This window comes from Terribacillus sp. 7520-G (assembly GCF_002271665.1).
GTDB lineage: Bacteria > Bacillota > Bacilli > Bacillales > Amphibacillaceae > Terribacillus.
Genome location: NZ_NQFP01000037.1, coordinates 47441 through 56228 on the forward strand (window position 1 = coordinate 47441; position 8788 = coordinate 56228).

Consider the following 8788-nt stretch of genomic DNA (forward strand, 5'->3'; position numbering starts at 1 on the left):
GGGGGATGCAATCATGCGCAAAGCAGAAAAAACTCGTAAAACATTCGAAACAGACATCGATATGCAGGTGAATCTGGACGATCACAGCAATATCGAAATCAATACAGGAGTAGGTTTCTTCGATCATATGCTGACACTGTTCGCAAGCCATGCGAGAATCGGCCTCGTGACCGAAGCGAAGGGAGACTTGCATATCGATAGCCACCATACTGTGGAGGATACCGGTATCGTACTCGGTCAGCTGGTCAAAGAAGCGCTCGGTTCGAAGGAAGGGATCAACCGATACGGTCATGCTTTTGTACCGATGGATGAAACATTGGGCTTTGTGGCCCTGGATATCAGCGGGCGTCCCTTCCTTGTGTTTGATGCAGCGTTCGAGAATCCGAAACTGGGGAACTTCGATACAGAGCTGGTACGCGAATTCTTCCAGGCTTTCTCCGTTCATGCAGGTATTACACTGCATGCCAAGGTGCATTATGGCTCCAATACGCATCATAAAGCAGAGTCCCTGTTCAAGGCCCTTGGCCAGGCACTTGCGATTGCCATAAAAATAAATCCGGATATCAAAGGAGTCAACAGCACGAAAGGGATGATCGAATGATCGCAATCGTCGATTACGGCGTCGGCAATGTTGCGAGCGTTGCCAATGCCTGCAAACAGCTGGGTTATGAAACGATCCTGACTGGTGAAAAAGAGCAATTCGAGCAAGCGACGCATATCATCCTGCCAGGCGTCGGTTCATTCCGCGCCGCTATGGAAGAAATCAAAAGACGCAGCTTAAGCGAGCTGCTTCTTGATCTTGCTGCACGTAAACCGTTCATCGGTATCTGTGTCGGCATGCAGCTATTATTCGAGAAAGGTTTTGAACATGGGGAAACAGCAGGGCTGGGTCTCATCCCGGGAACGATCGATAAAATCGAAACGAGCCATCTGCTTCCTCATATCGGCTGGAATGCTTTGAAAGTAAGCGAGAGTTTTCCTGCTTATGCGGAGCATGACGGCAAGCATGTTTATTTTGTCCACAGCTACCAGGCGTACACACCAGAAGATCATATCGTCGCCAGCACGGAGTATGGTACAAACATACCTGCCATCGTGCAGAAGAATAATATTTGCGGGATTCAGTTCCATCCGGAAAAAAGTGAAAAAGCCGGCCAGCTGCTATTGCAAAGTGTGTTTGAAAGCAGTCAGCAGGCCATTGGAAAGGAGGGAAGCAAATGATCGCAAAACGCATCATTCCATGCCTTGATGTAAAGGATGGCACTGTCGTGAAGGGGACGAACTTCGTTTCCCTGCGCGAGCTCGGTGATCCAGTCGCGATGGCCGCTGCTTATTCAAAAAGCGGGGCCGATGAGATTGTCTTCCTTGATATCTCGGCAACGCATGAAGGACGGGCAACGATGATGGATATCGTGCGCCAGACGGCATTACATGTGTTCGTGCCTTTCACAGTCGGCGGCGGTGTGCGCTCGCTGGATGACATGACTACCATGCTGCAGGCAGGGGCAGACAAAGTAGCCATCAATTCAGCGGCTGTTGCTGATCCGGAACTTATCACGATGGGAGCACAGAAATTCGGTTCCCAGTGCATCGTCGCTGCCATCGACGCGAAGCGCTTTGATGATGGCTGGCATGTCGTCACGCATGGCGGCCGTAAGGATACCGGGATCGATGCCATCGAATGGGCAAAAGAAGCCCAAGCAAGGGGAGCAGGGGAGATCCTGCTGACAAGCATGGATGCCGATGGTGTGAAAACCGGATACGACCTGCCCCTCACCAAAGCAATCGTCGATCAAGTCCGCATACCGGTGATTGCTTCCGGAGGCTGCGGCAGCCCCGAGCATATAACCGAAGTATTCCAGGAAACAGATGTTTCAGCTGCACTTGCAGCATCGATTTTCCATGATAAAACCTTCAGCATCGAAGAAGTGAAACAAAGCTGCCGACAGGAAGGAGTTCGAATTCGTGAAGCCTGATTTCACCAAAGGACTTGTCCCTGCCATCGTGCAGGACAGTCGGACCAAGCAAGTGCTCATGCTAGCCTATATGAACGCAGAAGCCTATGAAAGGACACTGGAAACAAAAGAAACATGGTTCTATTCCCGATCGCGTGAGGAGTTTTGGAATAAAGGGGCGACCTCCGGCAACACCCAGCAAGTCGTCGATATGAAATTGGATTGTGATAATGACACGATCCTGATCAGTGTCATTCCGCAGGGACCAGCCTGTCACACGGGTGAGGTGAGCTGTTTCTTCAACGAAACACCAATAAATGGAGAAACGATGACAGAAACGAATATCTTCCATACTGTCATGGATGAAGCTGAAGACCGGAAAAAGAATCCAGTCGAAAATTCCTATACAAACTACCTTTATGAGAAGGGTGTCGATAAAATAGGCAAGAAAGTGATTGAAGAGGCAGGGGAAGTCGTCATTGCTGCCAAAAATGATGATCAGGAGGAACTGATAAATGAAGTGAGCGACCTGCTGTATCACAGCTTCGTCCTGCTGGCCAATCAAGGTGTCAGCCTGCAGGAAGTGGAGGCAGAGCTGGCCCGCCGTTTTCAAAAGAAAGGCAATAATAAAGGAGAGCGTCCGCCGATTGAGGAGTGGTGACGCTCTTTTTCCTATTGTGTTGCTATATATCCATCCATGACTACATCGAGTTGCAAAGATACGATGCTCGATCAGCTTTGAGTTAGAGAGAGGTCGGACTCGGTACCATCTTCAGCATTGTAGATAAAATAATCAAAATCAGCATGCAGCTGCTGACCTGATGTATCCTGGCATTGCATCCCGATAAATGCGCCTGTAAAGAAGCCGCCGCCATGGATATAATCATCCGATAGTTTATGGGAAGGGAGTGTAATCGGGAGTGTTCCCCACTTTTCCCCATCAAAGGAGTAATGATAAGTGTATGTGTTAGCGTTTACATTACAGCGCAAATAAATGTATTCCACTTCTTCAGGAATAATGATTTGTTTATCTCGGAGAGGCTGCTGAAAAACAAAGTTATCACATATGGTCAAATCAAGTATCCTTCCTTTATCTTCATCCCATGTAACCTGCAAGGCAGACCAATTTTGGGTATTATAATAGTTCACCAGCCCAGCAGCCTGCTGAAAATTGGTCGGATGATAAGATACTTTTGTTTCAGCTGTAAAGTGAAAATGCTGCCACCTTCTTGCAACAAAGGCCTGTGTGAATTTAGAAGTAAGCGATTCTCTCCCGTAGAGCCTTAGATGACCAGGGTTATCTTTAAGATTGGCAATCTTATCGTTTAAGGGTATTCGCAGTGATTGGAAGTGAAGATTCAGCGAATCGGAATCAAAATCGTCTTTTACCTCATAATCACGTTCCCATTTCACCTCTTGGATGGTTGGACCTTCTATTTTTAGGGAAGGTTGATTGCCTCCTGTAACATAAGGCCAATCATTTTTCCACTCCAAGCGTTGAATCGCGGTTTCACGGCCAAGCGGACAATATCCGCGCGGGTCCAGCAAGGGTTTGTCTGGTTGTGACAAAGGTCGGCCCGTCAAGTGAACCAGAAACCACTCATTGGTATGTGTTTGAACAATGGATGCGTGCCCAGCTTTCTGCAGCGGATTTTTAGGATACGGAAAAGAAGTGATCAAAGGATTTTCCGGATGAACTTCATATGGCCCGTGCAAATTTTCAGACCGTGCAATAGTTGCTTGATGGTCGTATTTGGTTCCCCCCTCGGCTGTCAAAAGATAATAATATCCGTTCATTTTATATAGGTGCGGAGCTTCGGTTAATTTCACCTCTGTACCTTTGAAGATGATTTCTCGTTTGCCTACAAGTTTTTCTTCCAAAACATTGTATTCCTGCAGAGCGATGCCATAAAAATTATGATGATCGACTCGTTGATCCCAAACCATGTTTACAAGATATTTTTTACCGTCGTCGTCATGGAACAAAGAAGGGTCGAATCCAGAACTGTTCAAGTATATCGGTTCAGACCAATCACCATCTATGGTATCGCAGGTAACCAAGTAATTATGGCAATCCTTCCATTGGCCATCGACTACTTTGACATCGGTATAGATGAGCCAGAACTTATTGTCATGAAAGGATAAGGCAGGAGCCCAAACGCCTCCGGAATCAGGATTACCCATCATATTCAATTGGCTTATACGACTAAGGGGCCTTGATGCCAAACGCCAATTTTTCAAATCTTTCGAGTGATAAATGCCCACTCCCGGAAACCATTCGAAAGTGGATACAGCAATATAATAATCTTCTCCTGAGCGACAAATACTTGGATCCGGATTAAACCCTGTGAGAATGGGATTTTGAATGATTGTCATTTGAATAACCTCTCTTTTCTAGGAATACGGAACAATTAAACATCCTGGATATCGATAGCCAGGAAGTTTTCGTTGGCATAAGCAGCAGCACCCAAGGCAGCTGAATAACGAGATAGCTCAGAGAAATCAATCTTTAAATCTTCCTGATGCGTGCGCAGCGTCTGTGCCTTTTTCATTTCAATGGATTCGCTTAACCATTTAGCAGAAGAGGCGAGACGGTTGCCGATGATGATTTTTTCTGGATTGAAAATATTGATAATATTGTTGATCCCAATTGCAAGATAACTTCCGATTTTGTCAAATACTTCTACAGCATGCTGATCACCTCCTTCAGCAAGGTCGTTAAGCTCTTCGAGGGAGATCCTATCTCCATTTACCGATGTGATTCCGGATGCAATCGCTCTATTTATCAATGCTTTTTCCGAGGCATACAGTTCCCAGCACCCATGGTTGCCGCAGCGGCACAATGGACCATTCGTTTCGATGCTCATATGTCCAAGCTCCCCCGAGAATCCATTTTGCCCTTTATAGAGTTCACCGTTCAGGATGAGGCCGACACCAATCCCGATGCCCACACTGACATATACTAAATTATTGGAAGATTTTCCGGCACCGAATTGCTTTTCCCCATAAGCTCCTGCGTTTGCCTCATTTTCGATCAGCACCGGTACTTTATATTTTTCCTCCAGCACACCCTTCAGATTGATATTTCGCCAATTCAAGTTCGGAGCGAGCAAGATTTCACCTTCTGTATTGACTGTTCCTGGTACACCGACGCCGATTCCAACCAGTCCATAGGGACTTGGGGGCATGGAAAGGAGGAGGGAGTCAATCGAAGCATATAGTTCCCCGAGGATTTCCTCATAGGATAGATCGTTGAAAGAAATGATTTTTTCATTCTTGATATTCCCTTGCAAATCCGTAAGAATACCAAGAATGTAATTCACCCCGATATCAATTCCGATGGAGTATCCTGCAATGTGATTGAATAGAAGCATTACGGGACGTCTTCCGCCGCTTGAAACTCCCGGCCCGGATTCCAGGATTAAATTCTCCTCCAGAAGCTCACTTACTTGGGAAGATACAGTTCCTTTATTCAGACCTGTTTCAGCTGCGATATCTGCCCTTGATATAGGCATCTGCTCTTGTATGGTTTGTAAAACCAATGATTTGTTTCCTTTTTTTACAACATGCTGATTGAAGGTTTGGGATGATTTCATGAAAAAGCTCCATTCTAATGTTTGAATATTTCCATTTTACCATGATAAACTTAGTTTATCCACTAGACAAACATTGTTCCCGATGGTAAACTTATTCCAGTAACAAGACCATTACAAAAAAAGCATAATGGGGAGGAATATGAATTGAGTAAAAAGAAAGCGGTTACAATTTTCTTTGCTGTTATTTCCTCGTTGCTGTTGATCAGTGGATGTTCCGGTTCGGATGATGTATCTGGTTCGGATGGTAAAACAATTGAGTTTATGCATCTATGGCCTGAAGGGAGTTCGAAGCAGCATAATGAAATCGTGCAAGATATCGTTGCGGATTTTGAAGCGGAAAATCCAGACGTAAAGGTAAAGCTGGAAGTGATGAGTAACGAGCAATACAAGGATAAAATCAAGGTGTTGTCTACTTCCAATGAACTGCCCGATGTAGGTATGACATGGGCTGCGGGTTATTTGGAGCCATATGTGGAAGGTGAAAAATTTGCTCCGTTGGATGATGTGCTGGAAGGGGATTTAAAAGACAGTTTTGTGTCGGGGATACCAGAAGCTTATGCGATTGACGGGAGTACGTATGGATTACCGCTTGAATTGAATGTTGCCTCAATATTCTATAATAAGAAGATTTTTGAAGAGAATGGTTTGGAAGTACCAAAGACATACGAAGAATTTCAGGATGTCGTTAAAACACTGTCCGAAAATGGTGTGGCTCCAATTGCATTGGGTAATAAAGATCGCTGGACAGGATCTTTATGGTATATGTATTTCGCTGATAGGATCGGCGGAGGGGATGCGTTGACAAACGCAATCAGCGGTTCTGGTTCCTTCAAGGATCCTGCTCTGGTTTCTGCTGCTGAAGAAGTTCAGAACATGGTGGATATGGATGCATTTGTGAAAGGATTCAATGGACTTTCGGATGAGGAAGCAAAAAGTATGTTTATGAATGAACAGGCAGCCATGTATCTGATCGCGACATGGGATCTTCCCAATTATACGACCAATGAAGATGTCCTCCAGGAGTTCAGGGATTCCGTAGGTTATTTTCCTTTCCCGACAGTTGATGGGAAGGGGGATATGAGCAGTTATGTGGGGGGACCTGGAGTCGGTTTGTTTGTCGCAGAGGATTCGGATGTAAAAGAAGAGGCAAAAGAATTCGTATCTTTTTTTGTACAAGAATGGGGCAAAAAGTCGGTTACGGAAGCAGGGGTCATTCCAGCTACAAAAGTGGATGCTGCCTCACTGGATCTTCCCAAAATGTATGTAGATGTACTGGATGACTTGAACAATGCCAGCAATATCACCTTATTTGCTGACGTTCAAATGAGTGCGGATGTGGCCCAGGTTCACTTGGATATGATCCAGTCCTTATTCGGAAAAGAGGTGACGCCAGAAGAATTCGCCGAAAAACATGAAGCGGCTCTCTCAAAATAATCAGCGGTAGTGAAGGGCAAACCTATAGCTGGATTGCCCTTCATTCATAAAAAAGGAGTTGATCCCAATGGATAAAGTGATGTCCAATAAATGGATAATCGGATTGTATATTCTCCCGGCTTTTTTACTCATCAGCATATTCATCTTCATTCCTTTGCTGCTGTCTGGATACTATGGCTTGATGGACTGGGATGGTATCGGTGCCATGAAGTACATCGGTATGGAAAACTACTTCAACGCCATCCAGGATGGACTATTTTGGGAAAGCGCTTTGCATTCATTCTTGCTTGCATTATTTTCCACTGTGAGTCTGATTGCGTATTTGGCAATATCGTTAGTTCTGGCATCTAAGATTAAAGGATCCAATCTACTACGGAAAATATACTTGATTCCAATGTTGTTATCATCGGTGGCAATTGCCCAACTATGGATCAAAGTCTTTCATCCTTCCAATGGAATTTTAAATAGCATGTTAGCTTTAGTTGGGGTGGAAAACCCGCCCGCTTGGCTTGCAGAACCGACTGTAGTCCTATATGCCATCTTCATTCCGATTCTTTGGCAATATGCAGGCTTTTATATATTGATCTATTATGCTGCCTTGAAAAATATCCCCGAGTCGATAGTCGAGGCTGCCAGAATAGATGGAGCAACACCATTGCAGATTGCGTACAGGATCAAACTGCCTTTGATCATGGGGGTTGTGAAAGTGACGATTGTCCTGGCGGTCGTAGGCTCATTGAAGTACTTTGACTTGATTTATGTCATGACTGGCGGCGGACCTAATGGTGCCAGTGAAGTGATGGCATCCTATATGTACAAGTTAGCATTCTCCAGTAATGACTTTGGATATGGCAGTGCCATTGGTTTCTTGTTATTGCTCATCACACTGATTGTTACCGTCATTATACGAAAAGTCACAGCTTCCAAAGAGGAATTGCAATATTAAAAGGAGGTCGTTCCCTTGAAAAAAGTAAGCTACATGCTTCTTTATGTATGTTTGGCTGCAGTGGCTGTGTTGCAGATATTCCCGATTTTATGGCTGTTTCTTTTTTCCTTGAAAAATAATCAGGAGATCTTTTCGGAATCCCCATTCGCCCTGCCAACTGCATTTAGATGGGAAAATTATATGAAGGTATGGGATAGCGGTATAGGAGGTTATTTCTGGAATAGTGTCTGGATTACAGGAGTAGCCATCATCTTTACCGTTTTGTTGGCAAGTATGGCCGCATTTGCAATTACCAGGATGAAATGGAAGTTAAGCAAACCGGTGCTTGGGCTATTCATGGTGGGATTGATGATTCCTATACATTCTTCCATCATCCCTTTGTTCAACATGTTTTTGAAAGTGGATATGATAGATAATCCTTGGTCGATCGTCATCACGTATACAGCTTATAATTTACCGATCACCTTGATGATTTTGTTGGGATTCTACTATGCATTGCCTCGCGAAATAGAAGAGGCAGCCATTATGGATGGCTGTTCGGTTCATAGGATTTTTTTCAGGATCATCCTTCCGATGACTGTTCCGGTATTGTCCACCACAGTGATCATCAACATGATTTATAACTGGAATGAATTTGTTTTTGTGAATACCTTTATAAGTTCGGATGAATACAAAACACTGACAGTCGGGATACAAAATTTCATTGGACAGTATATGACGGATTGGGGGGCAATCGGGGCAACTCTGATCATCAGTATGCTGCCTATATTGCTGGCCTTCCTGTTTTTCAGCAATAAAGTGGTGGAAGGTATTTCCTCCAGTGCAGTCAAAGGTTAAAAAGCCAAAGAGGCTGGGAC

At 44.7% G+C, this 8788-nt stretch carries 9 protein-coding genes; 7 read left to right on the top strand and 2 right to left on the bottom strand.

The annotated features are described in order from the left end of the window. Positions 1 to 13: 13 nt before the first annotated feature. The 4 genes from hisB to hisIE are packed head-to-tail and all read left to right on the top strand — an operon-like array spanning position 14 to position 2616. Positions 14 to 601 carry an imidazoleglycerol-phosphate dehydratase HisB gene (hisB, locus tag CHH53_RS13435; RefSeq protein WP_095216638.1) on the top strand — a complete coding sequence of 196 codons (588 nt, stop codon included), beginning with the start codon at positions 14 to 16 and terminating at the stop codon, positions 599 to 601. Continuing rightward, complete coding sequence (gene hisH / locus CHH53_RS13440) at positions 598 to 1221, top strand: imidazole glycerol phosphate synthase subunit HisH (RefSeq protein ID WP_095216639.1); 624 nt, start codon at positions 598 to 600, stop codon at positions 1219 to 1221. The genes hisB and hisH overlap by 4 nt, the downstream gene beginning before the upstream one ends. Beyond that, the gene (gene hisF / locus CHH53_RS13445) at positions 1218 to 1976 is read left to right on the top strand and encodes an imidazole glycerol phosphate synthase subunit HisF (RefSeq protein WP_095216640.1); all 759 of its coding nucleotides are present in this window, start codon (positions 1218 to 1220) and stop codon (positions 1974 to 1976) included. Before hisH ends, hisF begins: the two co-directional genes overlap by 4 nt. Further along, complete coding sequence (hisIE, locus tag CHH53_RS13450; RefSeq protein WP_095216641.1) at positions 1966 to 2616, top strand: bifunctional phosphoribosyl-AMP cyclohydrolase/phosphoribosyl-ATP diphosphatase HisIE; 651 nt, start codon at positions 1966 to 1968, stop codon at positions 2614 to 2616. The genes hisF and hisIE overlap by 11 nt, the downstream gene beginning before the upstream one ends. 71 nt (positions 2617 to 2687) lie before the next feature. Here hisIE and CHH53_RS13455 read toward each other — a convergent pair whose 3' ends face one another. Next, on the bottom strand, positions 2688 to 4331 hold the full coding sequence (locus CHH53_RS13455) for a glycoside hydrolase family 43 protein (protein ID WP_095216642.1): 1644 nt from the start codon (positions 4329 to 4331) through the stop codon (positions 2688 to 2690). A 35-nt stretch (positions 4332 to 4366) separates the two neighbouring features. Then, entirely contained in the window at positions 4367 to 5551 is a 1185-nt protein-coding gene (locus tag CHH53_RS13460; RefSeq protein ID WP_095216643.1) for an ROK family protein, read from the bottom strand. A 144-nt stretch (positions 5552 to 5695) separates the two neighbouring features. Here CHH53_RS13460 and CHH53_RS13465 point away from each other — a divergent pair, with 144 nt between their 5' ends. The 3 genes from CHH53_RS13465 to CHH53_RS13475 all read left to right on the top strand — a co-directional run bounded on the left by CHH53_RS13465 (position 5696) and on the right by CHH53_RS13475 (position 8768). Next, the gene (locus CHH53_RS13465; RefSeq protein ID WP_095216644.1) at positions 5696 to 6985 is read left to right on the top strand and encodes an extracellular solute-binding protein; all 1290 of its coding nucleotides are present in this window, start codon (positions 5696 to 5698) and stop codon (positions 6983 to 6985) included. Between the two features lie 67 nt (positions 6986 to 7052). Continuing rightward, entirely contained in the window at positions 7053 to 7931 is an 879-nt protein-coding gene (locus tag CHH53_RS13470) for a carbohydrate ABC transporter permease (protein ID WP_095216645.1), read from the top strand. Between the two features lie 33 nt (positions 7932 to 7964). Continuing rightward, positions 7965 to 8768, top strand: a complete 804-nt coding sequence (locus CHH53_RS13475) for a carbohydrate ABC transporter permease (protein ID WP_369819892.1) — start codon at positions 7965 to 7967, stop codon at positions 8766 to 8768. The last annotated feature ends 20 nt before the right edge of the window (positions 8769 to 8788 follow it).